The organism is Burkholderia sp. AW49-1 (genome assembly GCF_053427845.1).
This window is the reverse complement of sequence record NZ_JBSAXF010000012.1, coordinates 111,182-127,901: the sequence shown is the minus strand read 5'-3', so window position 1 is coordinate 127,901 and position 16,720 is coordinate 111,182. Positions and strand designations below refer to the sequence as shown.

Below are 16,720 nucleotides of genomic sequence, written 5' to 3'. Positions count from 1 at the left end.
GAAGACCGGAAATGCGGCGCGGCCGGAAATCCGGCCGGCACGCTCGGGTCAGGAACAGCGAAGCTTCAGGAATAGCGGTATTTGATGGATCGCAGTGCGGCGTCGCCGGTCTCGGTCACGCAGTATTTGCGTCCCGATCCCAGCCCTTCCAGCCGCACGAGCTGCTGTTCGAGCAGCGCGTCGAGTTCATCCCGATCCATGTCGCCCTGGTCAGGGGCGTCCTTCACAAGCAGTAGCGTGGCGAATTCATGCGGACTCAGCATCGTTCTCTCCATGGCAATCGGTCTGCCCGCGCGGCCGGCGCGAACGCCGGTGCGCGATACCCCGCGGGGTATGGCTTGGGGGGAAAGCTGTATTCGCCGGCCTTGGGATTCGCACACGCCTTGGCACGGGCGTATCGGGCGAACGGGCCGGGGAACTGGAGTCTAGTCGAGCGCGCGGGCAACGACAAATCGTGCCCCGTTAATTTTCAGTTTGACAGGCACACGTGCCGCAAGCGGTTCGGTCGGCACGCCAACTTCTTGATTTCACTTGAAGTTTCGGGTGCGGTGCAGCATCGCAAGCGTCATTCCGCGACGTACACCTGGGTGCCCGCGTTCGCCACCGCATCGGCCATCTCCGGCGGCAGCGGCTTGTCGGTGAAGAGCGCATGCACCTGGCTCAGGTGTCCCTGGCGCACCAGCGCCGGGCGCCCGACCTTCGAATGGTCGGCGACGAGGTAGACCGTGCGCGCATGCTGCATGATCGCCTCGGCGACGCGCACCTCGCGCGTGTCGAAGTCGCGCAGCGTGCCGTCGGCCTCGATCGCCGACGTGCCGATGATCGCGTAGTCGACCTTGAACTGGCGGATGAAGTCGATCGCGAGTTCGCCGACGATGCCCTTGTCCCACGGCCGCACGATGCCGCCCGTGATCAGCACCTCGCAGTCGGGGTAGCCGCTCATCATCGACGCGACGTTCAGGTTGTTCGTGATCACGTGGAGCCCGTGATGGCGGTTCAGCGCGCGCGCAACCTCCTCGGTCGTGGTGCCGAGGTTGATGAACAGCGATGCCTGGTCGGGGATGTGCGACGCGGCGAGCGCCGCGATGCGCCGCTTCTCGTCGTGGAACATCCGCTGGCGCGCGGTGTACGACACGTTTTCCGAGCTGGTCGGCAGGCTCGCGCCGCCGTGATAGCGGCGCAGCAGGTTCAGGTCGGCGAGCCAGTTCACGTCGCGGCGGATCGTCTGCGGCGTGACCGCAAAGTGCGCGGCGAGATCGTCGACGGTCACGAAGCCGTCGCGCTGCACCCATTCGAGCAGTTCCTGCTGGCGCGCGTTGAGGGTGAGGCGGGGATCTCGGGTCATGGCTCGGCGGTCGGGTCGTGAGGCGGAGCGGGTATTGTAAGGGCGGGAAGGGCGTTCGACCGGCCTGCGGCGTATCGCTGCGCGGAATTCATGCGGAAAGTACATGGATTCATGTGACAAATGAATTTGTGCGATCACGCGGATCGCGCTGCAATGGCGGACTGTCCGCGCGCGCCGGTCGTGCGCCCGGCGCGTTCATTCAGCTTTCGACGAGGTGGAACCGATGACTGGCTTCAACTGGCACAACCCGTATCCGACGACCCGCATTCCGGTATTCGCGCGCAACGTCGTGTCGACGTCGCACCCGCTCGCGGCGCAGGCCGGGCTGCGGATGCTGTGGAAGGGCGGCAATGCCGTGGATGCGGCGCTGGCCGCGGCGGCCGCGATCACGGTGGTGGAGCCCGTGTCGTGCGGGCTCGGCGGCGATGCGTTCGCGCTCGTGTGGGACGGCGAGCGGCTGTCCGGGTTGAATGCGTCGGGCGTCGCGCCGGCCGCGTGGAACCCCGGCTATTTCCGCCAGCGCCACGGCGAGGACGCACGCGGCATCGCGAACAAGCCGACGCGCGGCTGGGACACCGTCACGGTGCCGGGCGTGATCGCGGGCTGGGAGGCGCTGCACGCGAAGTTCGGTTCGCTGCCGTTCGCGGACCTGCTCGAGCCGGCGATCGAGATCGCCGAGCGCGGCTATTCGGTGTCGCCGATCGTCGCGCACAAGTGGGCCGCCGCGGTGCCCGAACTGCGGGGGCTGCCGGGCTTCGCCGATACCTTCATGCCGCGCGGGCGCGCGCCGCTCGTCGGCGAGCGCATGTGCCTGCCGGGTCACGCGCGGACGCTGCGCATCCTCGCGAAGGACGGTCCGCGCGCGTTCTACGAGGGCGCGCTCGCCGGGCAGATCGCGGCATTCGCGCGCGAAGGCGGCGGCGCGCTGACCGAAGCCGACCTGCGCGCGTACCGGCCGGAATGGGTCGAGCCGATCGGCAAGCGCTTCGGGCGGCACACGATTCACGAGATCCCGCCGAACGGGCAGGGCATCGCCGCGCTGATCGCGCTCGGGATCGCGGAGCATGCGGGCGTGGCCGAATGTCCGGTCGATTCGGCCGACTCGCAACACCTGCAGATCGAGGCGATGAAGCTCGCGTTCGCGGATGTCTATCGCTACGTCGCGGATCCGCGCGCGATGGACGTGACGCCCGCGCAGATGCTCGACGACGCATATCTCGCGGAACGCGCGAAGCTGATCGATCGCGCACGCGCGACGCACTTCGCTGCCGGCCGGCCGCATTCGGGCGGCACGATCTATCTGTCGGCGGCGGACGAGCGCGGGATGATGGTGAGCTTCATTCAGTCGAACTACATGGGTTTCGGTTCGGGGCTCGTCGTGCCGGGTACGGGCATTGCGTTGCAGAACCGCGGGCACGGCTTCTCGATGGACCCGGCGTCGCCGAACGTCGTCGCGGGCGGCAAGCGGCCGTTTCATACGATCATCCCGGCGTTCGTCACCGAGGAAGTCGACGGCCGCACCGAGGCCGTGATGAGCTTCGGCGTGATGGGCGGCGACATGCAGCCGCAGGGCCACCTGCAGACCGTCGTGCGCATGCTCGGCTACGGGCAGCAGCCGCAGGCCGCCTGCGACGCGCCGCGCTGGAAGGTCAATCGTGACTTCACGCTCGACGTCGAGTCGGCGATGAATCGCGACACGGTCGACGCGCTCGCCGCGCGCGGTCATACGATCAAGTCGATCGACGATCCTTATATGGATTTCGGCTCGGGGCAGTTCGTGTGGCGGCTCGATCGCGACGATCCCGAGCGCGGCTACGTGGCCGCGAGCGACAGCCGTCGCGATGGTCTCGCGGCCGGTTTCTGACGGAACGCTTCCAGTCTTGCGCTCGACGGGCGGCCGGATGGCCGCCCGTTTTGCTTGATGCAGCGCCACCGGTTCGAACAACCCGTCTAACGAACCGCAACATGCGCGGTGGAACTGCGCCCGTCGGATATGGTCAGTGCTCTGAAGCACGAACATAAAAGTCCGGATAAGATGCCAGCATGGTTCGGCCGGACCAACTCACTAAAAATGCAAGCAAAACGTCGCCTGCGGGCGCGCCGGGCCTGTGCCGAAGATCGGGGCCGGCCGGCCGCGCGACGACTGGGAGCGCACCACCATGCCTACTGAAACGACGCATGTCATGCCGTGGCGTATCGAGGACATCGACCTGAACCGGATCGATCGTCAGCGCGCCGCCGCGAACGAGGATCTGCTGCTGTTGCTCTGCGCGTCGTCGTTCATCGAAAGCGGCTCGGATCTCTACACGAGCAACCTGAGCGAGTTCTTCAACGATGATCCGGAAGTGTCCGCGTGGCTCAACACGGCGTGGGAGCACGAGGAACTGCAGCACGGGCGCGCGCTGAAGGCGTACATCGCGCACGTGTGGCCCGAGTTCGACTGGGATACCGCGTTCGCGAATTTCTTCGCCGAGTACTCGAAGACCTGCTCGGTCGACGCGTTCGAGAAGACCCGCGCGCTCGAGATGGTCGCGCGCTGCGTCGTCGAGACGGGCACGGCCACGCTCTATCGCGCGATCAACGAATGCTCGGACGAGCCGGTGCTGAAGGAAATCACCGACAACATCCGCTCGGACGAGGTGCGCCACTACAAGCACTTCTTCAAGTTCTTCAAGAAGTACAACAAGCTCGAAGGCAACGGCCGGCTCGCGGTGCTCGGCGCGCTGACGCGCCGCGTGCTGGAAATCAAGAACGAGGATTCGGAGATCGCGCTGCGCCACGTGTTCGCGATCCGCTACCCGGATCGCATCGGCGACAACCAGTACAACCGCGAACGCGTCGCGCGCATCAGCTCGCTCGTGCGACGCAACCTGTCGGCCGACATGTGCGTGAAGATGCTGCTCAAGCCGCTCGACCTGCCCGCGAAGATCCAGCCGAGTGTCCACTATCCGCTGACGAAGATCACGCGGCACGTGTTCATGCGCTGATCGTCACCGCGCGGTCCGGCGGCGCGCGTATGCTTCGGCATCATCGTCTGCTTTTCACCGGGGCCGCCATCATGACCGATACCCATCGCCACGCGCTCGAACAATGGACGTTCGACGCGTGGCCGCCGGCCGTCGTTTCGCTGTTCGACGGCACCGTGCTCGAACGCCATGCCGACTTCGCCGCATCGCTGATCGTCGCGACCGACGATGGCCAGTTGCGCACGACGCTGCTCAGCGTCGGCGAGATTCATGCACGCGACGCGCACACGCTGCTGCTTGCGCTATGGCCGCAATCGCGCGCGGCGCGCGCGCTGGCGCAACGGCGCGCGGCCGCGTTGACGCTCGTCGCGGACGGCGCATTCTTTCAGGCACAACTGAGGATCGAGCCGCTCGAAGGGGACTTCGGCGGACTGGCCGGGTTCGCCGCGACGATCGCGCATGGCGATGCGCAGCGGGTCGGCTATGCGCGTCTCGCGACGGGCGTCACGTTCGCGCTGGAAGGGCAGGCGCGCGCCGAGGTGCTCGCGCGCTGGCAGCGCCAGGTCGAGCACCTGCGGCGCGCGGCCGCGCGGCTTCAGTGACCGCGCTGGCCGCTGCGCGACGAACGGTTGCGGTTCGAGTGCGCGGCGTTGCCGTTCGCCGGACGTGCGCCGTTGCCGCCTGACGGGCGACTGCCGCCGGCGTTACCGCTCGCGCCGCCGGCCGTGCGCGGCTTGGCCGCCTTCGCGGCCTTCGGCTGCGCAGTGCCGTCGCGCTTCGCGGCCGGCTGGCCGGAGCCGCCGGCACGCGGCTGGCGATTGCCGCCGCCACCGCCGTTGCCGCCGTTGCCGCCGCGCGGCTGCTGCCCACGGCGTTGCTGGATCGGCTCCGGCTTCGCGTTCGGATCGGGTTCGAAGCCCGCGATCACCTCCTGCGGAATCTCGCGCTTGATCAGCCGCTCGATGTCGCGCAGCAACTGCTTCTCGTCGACGCACACGAGCGACACGGCTTCGCCCGTTGCGCCCGCGCGGCCCGTGCGGCCGATCCGGTGCACGTAATCCTCCGGCACGTTCGGCAGGTCGAAGTTGACGACGTGCGGCAGCTGGTCGATGTCGATCCCGCGTGCGGCGATGTCGGTCGCGACCAGCACCTGCAGCGTGCTGTTCTTGAATTCCGCGAGCGCGCGCGTGCGAGCCGACTGGCTCTTGTTGCCGTGGATCGCCATCGCGCTGATGCCGTCCTTCGTCAGCTGTTCCGCGAGCCGGTTCGCACCATGCTTGGTGCGCGTGAACACGAGCACCTGGAACCAGTTGTGTTCGCGGATCAGATGCGTGAGCAGCTCGCGCTTGCGATCGCGGTCGACCGGGTGGATCTTCTGCGCGACGCTCTCGGCGGTGGTATTGCGGCGTGCGACCTCGATCAGCGCCGGCGAATCGAGCAGGCTGTCGGCGAGCGACTTGATCTCGTCGGAGAAGGTGGCCGAGAACAGCAGGTTCTGGCGCTGCGGCGGCAGCTTCGCGAGCACGCGCTTGATGTCGTGGATGAAGCCCATGTCGAGCATCCGGTCGGCTTCGTCGAGCACGAGGATGTCGAGATCCGACAGATCGATCGTCTTCTGCTGCATGTGGTCGAGCAGACGCCCCGGCGTCGCGACGACGATGTCGACGCCGCGCTTGAGCGCATCGATCTGCGGATTGATGCTGACGCCGCCGAACATCACGGTCGAGCGCAGCTTCAGGTATTTGCTGTACGCACGCACGCTTTCCTCGACCTGGGCGGCGAGTTCGCGCGTCGGCGTGAGGATCAGCGCGCGCACCGCGCGCTTCGCGCCGCGATGCTCGGCATAGAACGTGTGCAGGCGCTGCAGGATCGGCAGCGTGAAGCCGGCGGTCTTGCCGGTGCCGGTCTGTGCGCCGGCGAGCAGGTCGCCGCCGCCCAGGACGGCCGGGATCGCCTGCTGCTGGATGGGAGTCGGCGACGTGTAGCCGAGCTCGTTGACCGCCTTGACGAGCGGTTCGGCCAAGCCGAGAGATTCGAAAGACATAGATACCACTCTTGAGTTTTATGATCGGCGACGCCTCGCGCGGCCCGCGCGGGGAACGGCGTCGCAAAAAGCAAAGGGGCGCGGCTGCGGTTTCCCGCAGCCGCGCCCCCGTGTGTGTCGCGCGTTATTTAGTCAAGCGGCGCGGAACGCAGGTCGCTCACCTGTTGCGGCGAGATCGGCGTACCGTTGTTGCCCCACGACATCCGGATATACGTGACGACCGCCGCGACTTCCTGGTTCGACAGCGACTGCGCGAACGGCGGCATCCCGTACGGACGCGGATTCTTGAACGTGCTCGGCGGATAACCGCCATTCAGCACCATGCGGATCGGGTTGACCGCCGATTCCATCACGATCGAATGGTTGCCCGCGAGCGGCGGATACGCCGGCGGCTTGCCCGCGCCGGTTTCGGCGTGGCAGGTCGCGCAGTTGTCCGCGTAGATCTTCTTGCCCTGGTCGAACAGCGCGTTGCCGAATTGCTTCGACGGCTCGTACTGCATGTTCTTCGGCGCTTCAGCCTTCTGCGGGATCGACTTCAGGTACGTCGACATCGCGCGCGTATCTTCGTCGCTCATGTACTGCAGGCTGTTGTGCACGACGTCGGCCATCGGGCCGAACACCGCGCCCTTGTTCGACACGCCGGCCTGCAGCAGGTCCGACAGTTCCTGCACGTGCCAGTCGCCGAGGCCGAGTTCCTTGTCGTTCGTCAGCGACGGCGCATACCAGTTCTGCAGCGGGATCAGGCCGCCCGCGAAGGCCGCCGAGCTCACCGGGCCGCCCATCATGTTGATCGACGTGTGGCACATCGAGCAGTGGCCGAGGCCTTCGACGAGGTACGCGCCACGGTTCCACTCGACCGACTTGGTCGGATCCGGCTTGTATTCGCCTTCCTTGAAGAACAGCGTGCGCCAGCCGATCAGCAGGTTGCGGTTGTTGAACGGGAACTTCAGTTCGTGAGGACGGCTCGGCACCGAGACGGGCGGGACCGAACGCAGGTACGCGTAGATCGCGTCCGAGTCGGCGCGCGTGACCTTCGTGTAGCTCGCGAACGGGAAGCCCGGGTAGAGCAGGCTGCCGTCCTTCGAACGGCCGGTGTGCATCGCGCGGTAGAAGTCGTCCGACGTCCACTTGCCGATACCGTCCTTGTCGTCCGGCGTGATGTTCGGCGTGTACATCGTGCCGAACGGCGTCGCCATCGGCAGGCCGCCCGCGAACGACTTGCCGCCGCGCACGGTGTGGCACGCGATACAGTCGCCGACGCGCGCGAGGTATTCGCCCTTCTTGATCAGCGCGGCCTGGTCGGCCGGCGTGGCCGCGACGGCAGCGTTGCCGTGCAGCGTGTCGTTGCCCGGCCAGAGGACCGGCACGAGGGCGGCAGCCGCGACGATCGCGACGGCCGAGAGTGCAAACAGGGACTTGCGTTTCATTGTGTCTGTCTCCCTTGCCTTATTGCGGTTCGCTGCCGCAGGCGAGCGGAGTCTTCATCGAACGCGCCGGTGCCGGCACGGGGTTGGCGGGCGCCGGTTGCGCGGCGAGCCACGCGGTCACGGCCGTCACGTCTTCGTCCGACAGCTTCGACGCGATCTCGTGCATGCAATCCGGTGCCTTCGCGTGGCGGTTGCCCGAGCGCCATGCGCCGAGCTGTGCACTCAGGTAATCGGCGTGCAGGCCGACGAGGCCCGGGATCGCCGGCTGCATGCCGGTCAGCCCCGCGCCGTGGCAGGCCACGCAGGCCGGCAGCTTGCGCGACGGATCGCCTTGCGTGACGAGCTGCTTGCCGCGCGCGAGCGTGGCGGCCGGCAGCGTCGGCTTGGCCGGCGTCGGGTACGGCGGACGCTCGGCCGAGAAGTGCTCGGCGATCTCTTTCAGGTAATCGTCGTTCAGGTACGTCAGCAGATAGTTCATCGGCGGGTACTTGCGCCGGCCATCACGGAAGTTGACGAGCTGGTTGTACAGGTACTCCGCCGGCTTGCCGGCAAGCCGCGGGAAATAGTCGTTGTCCGTACCCTGGCCGTGAACGCCATGGCATGCGGTACAGCCGCGCACACGCTCGGCCATCGTATCGGGTGCCTTGAGCGGCGCCTGCTGGGCGTGCGCTTGCTCCGTGGGCTTGGTCTGCGCTTGAGCAGCGCTCGTAAGGCCCGCGCCACCGATCAGGAGAACGGCAAGCAACGGACGGAAGAGGCGTCTTGAAGACACACGAGACTCCATGTTTATTCGTCGGGGACCTGTCCGGGCTACGATCGGCTCGGCGCATGGACGGCAGGACAGCCGGGCTGCTGCGACGCGGCATTCTATCATCGATGGGTAATGACGGCTATTTGGCAAAAGGACATCGGTTCCTGCCTGTTTGCGACTTGCGACAATTTGACGCGCTTCGTGCACGGGTTGTGTGAACCGGCGTGCGCTTTGACCATCGAAGACCGTACACTCGCGGGTCGCGCGGCGCCGCCTCCGCCGCAGACCCAGTCATTTCTCCCGTTTCCGGATTCATCGATGACGTTCCCTACCGTGCCGTTGCCGTCTTCCCGCTGTCGTTCCATTTGCCGCCGCGTTGCGGGCCGGCCGTTCCCGGGAGGGCGCGCGCGATGAGGATCGACAGCTTGTGGATCGGACAGGTCGCGCTGGCGGCATTGATGGACGCGACGTTCGCGATGGCCGTCGGCTCGGCGCTGCTCAAGGCGTGGCTCGGCAAGGACGGCGCGCGACCGGTCGTCGCGCCGTCGCATCCCGCATGGCTGCGCGCGCAACATTCGCTGGTCGCGGCGGCGCTGGCGCTCGTGCTCGCCGATCTCGGCTGGCTCGTGTACGAAGCCGCGTCGATGAGCGGCGCGGGGCTCGGCGGCGCGTTCGCCGCGATTCCCGTCATGCTCTCGCAGACGCACACGGGCTTCGCATGGAGCGTCGCGTTCGCCGGCGCCGTCGTGCTCGCGATCGTCGCGCTGGCAAAGCCGGAGGGCCCGGTCGCGCACGCGGTGCTGTGGCTCGCGGTGATCGTGGTCGCGGCCGGCAAGGCGTCGCTCGGCCATGCGGCCGACACCGGCCCGCTGTCCGCGGCGGTCGGCGTGCAGACGCTGCACTTGCTCGCCACCGCGGTGTGGGGCGGCCTCGTGCTCGCGGGCGGGCTCGCTGTGCTGCCGGTGCTCGGGTCGTCGGTCGCGCGTGGCGCGCTGATCCGGATCGGCCAGCGGCTGTCACGTACGTCGACGATCGCGGTCGTGTTCGTGCTGGGCACGGGCGTGCTCAATGCGCTGCGCGGGCTCGGCGGCTCGTTCGCGCCGCTCGACGGCAGCACGTGGGGACACGTGCTGCTGCTCAAGCTGCTGCTCGTCGCGCTCGCGCTCGTGCTCGGCGGGTTGAACCGCTTCTCCGCGCTGCCGCGCCTGCGCCGTACCGCGTCGACCGAAGACGCGCACACGTTCCGCAACATCCTGCATCTCGAGGCGCTGACGATGATCGGTGTGTTCGTCGCGGCCGCCGTGCTGTCGTTTACCGTGCCGGGGTTCGCGGCGCTCGGCTGACGGCCGGGGCGGTGCGGTGCCGGGTGCCCGCGCGCGTCGCATGCTGCAGATGCACAAACGGCCGCCTGTCGGGCGGCCGTCGCGAAACCGTTGCACGGCATGCGCGCCGCGCAACGCGCTTCATCTCACTCGCTCATCACCACTCGGCGACGCTGCCGTCCGCGTGACGCCACACAGGGTTGCGCCAGCGATGCCCCGTCTTCGCCATCTCGCGCACCTTCTCCTCGTTGACGTCGATGCCGAGCCCCGGGCCCTGCGGGATCGCGACGAAGCCGTCTTCGTAGCGGAATACCTCGGGATTGCGCAGGTAGTCGAGCAGGTCGTTGCCCTGGTTGTAGTGAATGCCGAGGCTCTGTTCCTGGATGAACGCGTTGTAGCTCACCGCATCGAGCTGCAGGCAGGCGGCCAGCGCGATCGGGCCGAGCGGGCAGTGCAGCGCGAGCGCGACGTCGTAGCTTTCCGCGAGCGTCGCGATCTTGCGGCACTCGGTGATGCCGCCCGCGTGCGACGCATCGGGCTGGATGATGTCGACGTAACCGCCCGCGAGGATGTGCTTGAAGTCCCAGCGCGAGTAGAGCCGCTCGCCGAGCGCGATCGGCGTGTTGGTCTGGTTGACGATGTCGCGCAGCGCCTCTGCGTTCTCCGACAGCACCGGCTCCTCGATGAACATCAGCTTGTACGGATCGAGCTCCTTCGCGAGCACCTTCGCCATCGGCTTGTGCACGCGGCCGTGGAAATCGACGCCGATCCCGACGTGCGGGCCGACCGCGTCGCGCACCGCCGCGACGTTCGCGATCACCTGCTCGACCTTGTCGTAGGTGTCGACGATTTGCAGCTCCTCGGAGCCGTTCATCTTCACGGCCTTGAAGCCGCGCTCGACCACTGCGCGCGCGTTGTTCGCGACGTCGCTCGGCCGGTCGCCGCCGATCCACGAATACACCTTGATGCGGTCGCGCACCTGGCCGCCGAGCAGCGCGTGCACGGGCACGCCGTGATGCTTGCCCTTGATGTCCCACAACGCCTGGTCGACACCCGCGATCGCGCTCATCGTGATCGGGCCGCCGCGGTAGAAGCCGGCGCGATACATCACCTGCCAATGATCCTCGATCAGCAGCGGATCCTTGCCGATGAGGTAGTCGGCAAGTTCGTGCACGGCCGCTTCGACCGTGTGCGCGCGGCCCTCGACGACCGGTTCGCCCCAGCCGATGATCCCTTCGTCGGTTTCGATCTTGAGGAACAGCCAGCGCGGCGGGACGACGAAGGTTTCGAGGCGGGTGATTTTCATGTCGCGAGTCTCCAGGGGTGACCGGCGCGGACATGCCGATGCGGCGCCGGTCGAATGCGTGACGGTTATCCTAGCGTAGCCCGATAAAAAATAGTATTAATAGCACTATTGTGCAGATAGTGGGCAGCCGCGGCGTTGCCCATCACCGGAGAACGATCATTCAACGCGACCTGCATGGACAGACGGCCTTCCGGCTGGCGACGGCGATCCTGCGCGGCGACTATCCGCCCGAATCGCTGCTGCCGCGGGAGCCGGACCTGATGGAGATGTTCGGCGTGAGCCGCACGGTGCTGCGCGAGGCGCTGCGCACGCTGACGTCGAAGGGGTTGGTCGAATCGCGGCCGAAGGTCGGCACGCGCGTGCGGCCGCGCCGCGCATGGAACCTGCTCGACGCAGACCTGCTCGACTGGTACGCGCGCGTCGCGCCGCCGCTCGCGTTCGCGCTGAAGCTGCAGGAGATGCGCGAGATGATCGAGCCGCATGCGGCCGCGCTGGCCGCGCGCGCACACGGGCCGGACGCCTTCGACGCGATCGAGGACGCGGTACGCGCGATGGCCGCCGCGCGCAACATCGACGAATGGGTGCGCGCCGACCTGCGCTTTCACCTGAGCGTGCTGGAGGCCGGCGGCAACGAGCTGCTGGTGCCGCTCGGCGCGCTGATCGATCGCACGCTCGAGGCGCAGCTGCATCTGAACGCGCGCCGGGCGCATGTGTTCAATGCGTCGCTCGCCGAGCACACGGCCGTCAGCGACGCGATTCGCGTGCGCGACGAGGACGGCGCGCGCCGCGCGATGGCGTCGCTGCTCGCGGTGACGCGCGCGCGGATCGAGATGTCATGACGGGAAGGGCGGTGCGGGCCGTCAGTGGTTCGCGCAGCCGCCCGGCTTCAGCACGCGTTGCGTCGACGCCGGATATTTCGCGAGCAGGCTCGCCGGACGGCGCGGCCGCACCACCAGGTCGCCGCCGCAGTTCGGGCAGCGGCCCTTCAGCACGTCGTCCGCGCAGGTCGCGCAGAACGTGCATTCGAAGGTGCAAATGCGTGCGTCCGGCGAATCGGGCGGCAGGTCCTTGTCGCAGCATTCGCAGCCGGGGCGCAGTTCGAGCATGGCGGTTTTCCTCGTGGGTCGGAGCGGGTCGGGACGAGCGTCGCCGCACATTGCGCGCGACGCGGGTGCGCGCTACTGTACTCGCTTGAACCGGCCCGGCCAACGGCGTCCCGCCGGGATGCCGTCGTCGCGCACGGGCCGCCCCGGGAGACACCCATGCTTTATCGTGGAAGCTGTCACTGCGGCGACGTGAAGTTCGAGGTGGAAGGCGACCTGCAGGGCGTGCTGGCCTGCAACTGCTCGATCTGCCGGCGCAAGGGCGCGCTGATGTGGTTCGTGCCGCGCGATCAAATGAAGCTCCTCACGCCCGAAGAACATCTCGCGACCTATACATTCAACAAGCACGTGATCCGCCATCGCTTCTGCAAGCGCTGCGGGATTCATGCGTTCGGCGAGGGGACCCATCCGGACGGCACCGCGATTGCCGCGATCAACGTGCGATGCCTCGAGGATGTCGATATCGACGCGCTGCCGGTCACGCACTACGACGGCCGCTCGCACTGAGCGGCGCGTCTCGCGTGAGCGCATGGGCCCGCCGTCAGGACGGCTCGACCGGCGCGGCCTCGGGTGCCGGCGTTTCCGCCTGCGGCGCCGGGCCCGCCGTGCCCGTGCCGGCCGTGACAGGACGCTCGATCAGCGGCGCGAGTGCCGGCGCCATCGACTTCAGCAACTGCACGGCCATCGCGCTCGTGAAGTCATAGCGTGCCGCATACGGCTCGTGCGCGGTCGCCGTCAGCACGCCGAAGAAGCGGTCGCCGAGCACGAACACGAACGTGCCGCTGCGGTTGACCTTGCGCGACTCGATCAGCCGCGCGCCGCGCGCGTAGACGTTGAAGCGCTGATCGCCCGTCCCGGTCTTGCCGTACACCTCGAGCGTCTTGCCGTCGGGCAGCGTGAAGCCGCCCGCGAGACGCCGCGCGGTGCCGTTGAGCACGACGTCGCGCAGCAGCGTGCGCGCCACGTTGACGATCTCCGGCGACAGCATCGGCCGCGGCTGCGCGGCCGCGCGCACGAAGCGCGTTTCGTACGGCGTGCCCTTCGCGAAGTCGAGGCGCGTGATCGTCTCGGTCGGCGCCTTCTGGCCGCCGTTCGCGATCAGGCCGATCAGTTTCGCGAGCGCGTCGGGCTGGTCGCCCGATGCGCCGATCGCGGCCGCATATGACGGCGTGACTTCCGCGAACGGGTAGCCGAGTGCACGCCACGCTTTCGTGATCTCCCCGTACGCGCGCAGCTCGACCATGTGGCGAATGCGCCGGTCCTGGGTCGCGTGGTAGCGCGTCTTGTACAGCCACGAGTACGTGTAGAAGCGCGCATCGCGGCTATCGCGCTGAACGTCGCCGAGCGGCGCGTTAGGGTGGGCGCGCAGATAGTTGAGCGTCCACAGCGCGAGCGGGTGGACGCTCGCGATATAGCCGCGATCGTTGAGGTTGAACCGGTCGATCGCGTACTTCGCGTAGAGCGCGGCGAGATCGTCGTCCGACAGCGTCGCGGCCGGCGTGCCCTTCAGCTGCGCGCGCATCCGCGCGCTGAACCAGGCGAGCGATTCGTTCGGCGCGACGCTGCGCAGCACCGTCGCGATCTTCGGCGGCGACTTGCGCACGTCCTGCAGCATCAGCGCGAGCGCGTCGTCGGGCGCCTTGCCCGCATAGCGCGTGTAGTAGCGCTTCACGTAGACCTTGCTTTCGCCGTCGACGAACTGCTCGAGGTAATGCTTGCGCTGCGCCGGATCGCCGAGCCATGACGATGACGGGCCGGCCGCCTGCAGCATCTCGTAATGGACGATGTCGCGCATCAGCCGCACGAACACGAGGTTGACCGAGTGCTCGAACGCCGCATGCAGCGTCAGGATGCGGCCGTTGTCCGACTTCTCGAAGTTCGAGAACACCTGCGCGCCGCCGCCCGTGTAGAACACGTCGGGGCTCGCCGAGTACTTGCGTTCGACCGCCGCGTCGAGCATCGCCTGCAGCGAGCGATCGCGCGTATGCGACAGGTAATCGAGCGCCCAGCGCGACAGCCCGTCGATCGGGTCGGGCTTCACCTTCGCGAGTTGCGCGTTCGACAGGTTGCCGTAGCGCGCGTGCAGGTCGGAGACGATCTGCAGGTAGGTGATCAGCGTGCGCAGCTTCGCGGTCGAGCCGAGGTTGATGCGGCCGCCGCGGTTCACGTCGAACGGCTGATTCACGCTGTCGGTCTGCACGCGCAGCATGTTCGCGCCGTTGCGGTGCTCGTACAGCGTGAAGCTGTACGTGAGGTGCGAAGGGTCGTCCTTCGGCGCGAGCATCTCGAAGCCGTACAGGCCGGCGGCCTGCGCGCCGTCGCGGGTCGACGCCCGCGCGAGCCGTTCTGCGACCGCCTGCTGCACGCCGTTGTCGAGCGTGCTGGTTGCTTCGAGGTCGAGCTGGTCGAGCTGGTACAGGTCGCTGATTCCGAGTGCCGACAGCAGCGACGCACGCGCGGACGACACGGCCTTGCGCGACACGTACGACTGCACGTGCGCGGCGGCCGGCGGCGCGCTGCGCACGATCTGCGCGGCGAGCGCCGCATCGCGCAGCGCGGGCGAGATCACGCCGCCGTTCGACAGGAGCCGCAGGTAGCTGTCGGTCAGTTTCTGCAGCGCCGGGTAGCCGCGATTCAGGAAGTACGACGGCGCGCGCTGGGCGATGATCAGCGACAGCACTTCGCGGAACGTCTTGCCCTGTTCGTCGACGTTGTCGCCGGTCGTCGGCGCGGACAGGATCCGGTTCACGTCGTTGAAGTCGCGGCCGTACCACGCGGCGAGACCGTCGCCGATGCCGGTGATTTCACCCACGTGCGGCCGCGCGGCGAGCGGCACCGAGTTCAGGTAGCGCACCAGGATCGCGCGCCGCGCGAGCATCGTCTGCGGGCCGTTCAGATACGCGAGGACCGACGCGGACGCGATCTGCCTCAGCTTCTCCGGCGGCGTCGCGGTACGGCCGTCGGGCGAATGACGGAACTTCTCGATCTGCGTCGCGAGCGTGCTGCCGCCCGGACGCGCCTGGTGATGGTTGACGACGTGCATCGCCTGGTCGGCGAGCGCGCGGCTGAAGCGCCCCCAGTCGATCGCCGGGTTGCGGTTCGGCTGGTTCGCGTCGAGCAGGTAGCGATCCTCGATGAACAGCAGCGAATCCGCGATCACGCGCGGCACGGTGTCGAAGTCGGCGTAGACGCGCTGCGGGAACACGGTCGCGAACAGCGGCGAGCCGGTCGAGTCGAACAGCATCAGCCCGGCCTGGTCTTTCTCTTCGTAAGGCAGGAACAGGCCGTGATCGGCGAGCGACAGCATCCGGTCCGAATCGCGCGCCTGCTTGCCGACGACGAAACCGCGCGCGAGCAGATGCTGCTGGAACGCGGGAATCATCGAGTAGCCGAGGCGCTGGTCGTACGGCCCGTTGGCGGGGAAACGGATGTGGTCGCTTGCGCCGGCCTCGACGGTGTAGCCGACGTCGCGGGTGAGCTCGGACAGGTAGTGCGCCTGCAGGCGCGACGTCGCGATCTCCGTCATCACGAGCCGCGCGACGATCGCGATTGCGATCACCAACGCGGCCAGCAAGGACCACTTGATCCACGTCCAGACCGAGGCACTACCGGTCACGCGCGGCAGGATGCGATTCAGCGGCCGATTCATGGCGGCGTCTCCCTGAAGGCGCAGGCTCGGGCCGCACCTCATTAAGGATTAGTGTAGTCCTCCGCAGCCGGCTGCCAAGGGCGGTTCACTACCGAGATGCGCCCACGCAACGCACATGCCTGTGTCATGCGGCAATCGGCGTTGCATCGAGGTGGTGCGTGACGCCGTGGAGTAACGTTTGCGCGTGCCGCTTGCGCGCCGGGGACGACGACGGGTGGCCGCGCCGGGCGCTCACGCACCGGCCTTGTGCGTTGCCGTCTCGTCGCAAATCGGGTCCGATCCCGTCCGGATCCATGGGCGTTTCATGAAGGCGCTACGGGTTTCCGCAATAGCCGGGGTGTACGTGCCGCGGGTACGATCGCCGGATGTGCGGCGCATGTCCGCTTTCACCGAGGGTCCCATGTCGATCCATCCCGTCGCGCTCGTTTGCACGACGATCCTGGGGTTGCTGTTGTTCGGGCTCGGCCTGACCGTGTCGGTTGCGCGCTTCCGGCACGCTACCGGTTCCGGGTGTGCGTCCGATCCGACCGACGGATTGCACAAGGTCGTGCGCGCGCACGGCAATACGGCCGAATACGCACCGTTTCTCGCGGTGCTGTTTCTCTATTTCGGCGCACACGACCCGTCGCGCGCGATCGTCTCGTTGATCGTCGCGACAACGGCGAGCCGCTGTCTGCTCGTGATCGGACTGCTTGTGTGGCCGACGATGGGCAGGCCGAATCCCCTGCGTTTCATCGGCGCGTTCGGCACGTATCTGTGCGGCGCCGCGCTTTGCGTCGCGCTGGTCGTTTGAGTGCGTCGCCATCG

15 protein-coding genes are annotated in these 16,720 nt (G+C 67.7%); 7 read left to right on the top strand and 8 right to left on the bottom strand.

The annotated features are described in order from the left end of the window. Positions 1-65: 65 nt before the first annotated feature. Complete coding sequence (locus ACV22W_RS19690) at positions 66-263, bottom strand: hypothetical protein (protein ID WP_040144790.1); 198 nt, start codon at positions 261-263, stop codon at positions 66-68. A 302-nt stretch (positions 264-565) separates the two neighbouring features. Next, positions 566-1,345, bottom strand: a complete 780-nt coding sequence (locus tag ACV22W_RS19685; RefSeq protein ID WP_044846783.1) for a DeoR/GlpR family DNA-binding transcription regulator — start codon at positions 1,343-1,345, stop codon at positions 566-568. 223 nt (positions 1,346-1,568) lie between these two features. Between ACV22W_RS19685 and ACV22W_RS19680 the strand changes: the two genes are divergently transcribed. From ACV22W_RS19680 to ACV22W_RS19670, 3 genes are all read left to right on the top strand, one after another. Then, positions 1,569-3,209: a gamma-glutamyltransferase family protein gene (locus ACV22W_RS19680; protein ID WP_448021141.1), complete on the top strand. Its 1,641-nt coding sequence runs from the start codon at positions 1,569-1,571 to the stop codon at positions 3,207-3,209. A gap of 295 nt (positions 3,210-3,504) precedes the next feature. Continuing rightward, the gene (locus ACV22W_RS19675) at positions 3,505-4,332 is read left to right on the top strand and encodes a ferritin-like domain-containing protein (protein WP_448021140.1); all 828 of its coding nucleotides are present in this window, start codon (positions 3,505-3,507) and stop codon (positions 4,330-4,332) included. A gap of 71 nt (positions 4,333-4,403) precedes the next feature. Then, entirely contained in the window at positions 4,404-4,913 is a 510-nt protein-coding gene (locus ACV22W_RS19670; protein WP_448021138.1) for a hypothetical protein, read from the top strand. Here ACV22W_RS19670 and ACV22W_RS19665 read toward each other — a convergent pair. The 3 genes from ACV22W_RS19665 to ACV22W_RS19655 all read right to left on the bottom strand — a co-directional run bounded on the left by ACV22W_RS19665 (position 4,907) and on the right by ACV22W_RS19655 (position 8,566). Further along, positions 4,907-6,355: a DEAD/DEAH box helicase gene (locus ACV22W_RS19665; RefSeq protein WP_448021136.1), complete on the bottom strand. Its 1,449-nt coding sequence runs from the start codon at positions 6,353-6,355 to the stop codon at positions 4,907-4,909. The two genes, ACV22W_RS19670 and ACV22W_RS19665, sit on opposite strands and share 7 nt — an antisense overlap. A 128-nt stretch (positions 6,356-6,483) precedes the next feature. Continuing rightward, the gene (locus tag ACV22W_RS19660; protein ID WP_059528091.1) at positions 6,484-7,782 is read right to left on the bottom strand and encodes a c-type cytochrome; all 1,299 of its coding nucleotides are present in this window, start codon (positions 7,780-7,782) and stop codon (positions 6,484-6,486) included. Positions 7,783-7,801: 19 nt separating this feature from the next. After that, on the bottom strand, positions 7,802-8,566 hold the full coding sequence (locus ACV22W_RS19655; RefSeq protein ID WP_059528087.1) for a c-type cytochrome: 765 nt from the start codon (positions 8,564-8,566) through the stop codon (positions 7,802-7,804). A 377-nt stretch (positions 8,567-8,943) separates the two neighbouring features. Here ACV22W_RS19655 and ACV22W_RS19650 point away from each other — a divergent pair, with 377 nt between their 5' ends. Beyond that, positions 8,944-9,876, top strand: coding sequence for a copper resistance D family protein (locus ACV22W_RS19650; protein ID WP_448021135.1), 933 nt, complete (start codon positions 8,944-8,946; stop codon positions 9,874-9,876). A 136-nt stretch (positions 9,877-10,012) separates the two neighbouring features. Here ACV22W_RS19650 and dgoD read toward each other — a convergent pair whose 3' ends face one another. Then, positions 10,013-11,161, bottom strand: coding sequence for a galactonate dehydratase (dgoD, locus tag ACV22W_RS19645; protein WP_448021133.1), 1,149 nt, complete (start codon positions 11,159-11,161; stop codon positions 10,013-10,015). A gap of 119 nt (positions 11,162-11,280) precedes the next feature. Between dgoD and ACV22W_RS19640 the strand changes: the two genes are divergently transcribed. Further along, positions 11,281-12,000, top strand: coding sequence for a FadR/GntR family transcriptional regulator (locus ACV22W_RS19640; RefSeq protein ID WP_448021131.1), 720 nt, complete (start codon positions 11,281-11,283; stop codon positions 11,998-12,000). Positions 12,001-12,021: 21 nt separating this feature from the next. Here the strand turns inward: ACV22W_RS19640 and ACV22W_RS19635 are convergent, their stop codons facing one another. Next, entirely contained in the window at positions 12,022-12,267 is a 246-nt protein-coding gene (locus ACV22W_RS19635; RefSeq protein ID WP_059528077.1) for a DUF1272 domain-containing protein, read from the bottom strand. A 156-nt stretch (positions 12,268-12,423) separates the two neighbouring features. Here ACV22W_RS19635 and ACV22W_RS19630 point away from each other — a divergent pair, with 156 nt between their 5' ends. After that, positions 12,424-12,771, top strand: a complete 348-nt coding sequence (locus ACV22W_RS19630; RefSeq protein WP_448021129.1) for a GFA family protein — start codon at positions 12,424-12,426, stop codon at positions 12,769-12,771. 34 nt (positions 12,772-12,805) lie between these two features. Here ACV22W_RS19630 and ACV22W_RS19625 read toward each other — a convergent pair whose 3' ends face one another. Further along, complete coding sequence (locus tag ACV22W_RS19625) at positions 12,806-15,913, bottom strand: transglycosylase domain-containing protein (protein ID WP_448021127.1); 3,108 nt, start codon at positions 15,911-15,913, stop codon at positions 12,806-12,808. Between the two features lie 400 nt (positions 15,914-16,313). Here ACV22W_RS19625 and ACV22W_RS19620 point away from each other — a divergent pair, with 400 nt between their 5' ends. Beyond that, entirely contained in the window at positions 16,314-16,706 is a 393-nt protein-coding gene (locus tag ACV22W_RS19620) for an MAPEG family protein (RefSeq protein WP_448021126.1), read from the top strand. The last annotated feature ends 14 nt before the right edge of the window (positions 16,707-16,720 follow it).